The organism is Kandleria vitulina DSM 20405 (assembly GCF_000702065.1).
GTDB lineage: Bacteria > Bacillota_I > Bacilli_A > Erysipelotrichales > Coprobacillaceae > Kandleria > Kandleria vitulina.
On record NZ_JNKN01000076.1, the window covers coordinates 1 to 1342 of the forward strand.

The 1342-nt window shown below is 32.6% G+C and carries 2 protein-coding genes; one reads left to right on the forward strand and one right to left on the reverse strand.

Annotation, left to right across the window (positions count from 1 at the left end; all coding sequences use genetic code 11):
* Positions 1 to 118: 118 nt before the first annotated feature.
* Entirely contained in the window at positions 119 to 463 is a 345-nt protein-coding gene (locus T513_RS0109610; RefSeq protein ID WP_031589914.1) for a hypothetical protein, read from the forward strand.
* Here the strand turns inward: T513_RS0109610 and T513_RS0109615 are convergent.
* Positions 452 to 1132, reverse strand: coding sequence for a Pr6Pr family membrane protein (locus T513_RS0109615; protein ID WP_031589915.1), 681 nt, complete (start codon positions 1130 to 1132; stop codon positions 452 to 454). The genes T513_RS0109610 and T513_RS0109615 overlap by 12 nt on opposite strands.
* Positions 1133 to 1342 lie beyond the last annotated feature (210 nt).

Consider the following 1342-nt stretch of genomic DNA (forward strand, 5'->3'; position numbering starts at 1 on the left):
TTACTAAGATATACTCAGTAATCATTTTACTGTTTATATAGATAAAATTGAGGGTAGTGTATTAGTGCTATGTGGTATAGATTTTTGACACTACCGATTTTGTGAGGAGGGATCACTAATGAAAACTGTTCTTATAAATTATCTTGATGCTCATCATCTTCCATTTAAAGACTACAATGATCATCTCATTGTCATATATGAAGACAAATATATTCATTCTCTTTCATTAGAATATAAAGAAAACGGCTTAACCATGAATGTTCCTATAGAAAAAGACGTACAGGATGTACGTCTTATCATGAAGAAGAATCTCTTCACAACACTAGGTCACTTCAATTATAGCTATGAACATAAGAAACTGTTTTATCAAGTATCCTATGATTTAAGTGAAAGAGTGCTATCTACTGAGATGATTGATGATCTCTTTCTTTCATTAAAAGATATTCGACTATTAGACGCATAATGATTCATTATGCGTTTTTTCATAGATAAAATGCATCAGGTAACTTAATAAGATAAAGACAACACTTAAAATCATCACCCATCTTAATACACCTAAGTATCCTAGATGTTTTACATCAAGGAAGAAGTAAGGATAAACAACATAGGACTGAGGTATTTTCCCATGATAGAGATTTGTTAAATAGCTTCCTCTTGCAAGAATTAACACAATATAAAGATAAGGATAAGTAACACAAAGAAGAGGAACATAGCTCTTTACTTGTTTCCTTTTAGAAAATAACAATAAATCAAGAATAAAGAGAATTGGTCCAAAGAGATGAAGAATAGGGTTATGTAGATCAGATGTCCAATATGTTAAAGTGAATGGACTAGAAAGTAAAACATTATAGACGAGGGATGTAATAAGTATCCAGATGGCTGCTAGAAAATGTAATGGGATAAGATCATTCGATGTCCCATATGTTTTCTTGTTTTTTATATCCTTGTAAGTATTTCTTACATGAAAGGCCATGATGATCCAAGTCATAATATTTGATTGTGTTGTATAGTAGACCAGAAATTCATTACGTGGCTGTTTTGTCCATGTCATAAGATCAAGAAGAAGTCCTGCTCCTACCAAAATGATAAATACTATTCTATATGACAGCTGAAATTTTTTATTTAATATCATAATTTGAACCTCCAACTTTGATATTCTTGCATACTCTTCTCCTTGAAGCAAGAAAAAAGCTGGATTATTGTTCCAGCTTATTCATATCGGTAGATTCTCTTTCAAGTAAAGTACAAGGAAGAATGTTGTCTCTGAGTTGAGGCAGAGCAGTACCCTGTTTCTGAAGCGATGCCAGTTGGAGTAGCCGCTGCTGCAGTGCTTGATGTCCTT

Coding starts and splice junctions, on each gene's coding strand:
- T513_RS0109610 (WP_031589914.1), top strand. CDS start 119: ATGAAAACTGTTCTTATAAATTATCTTGATGCTCATCATCTTCCATTT.
- T513_RS0109615 (WP_031589915.1), bottom strand. CDS start 1,132: ATGATATTAAATAAAAAATTTCAGCTGTCATATAGAATAGTATTTATC.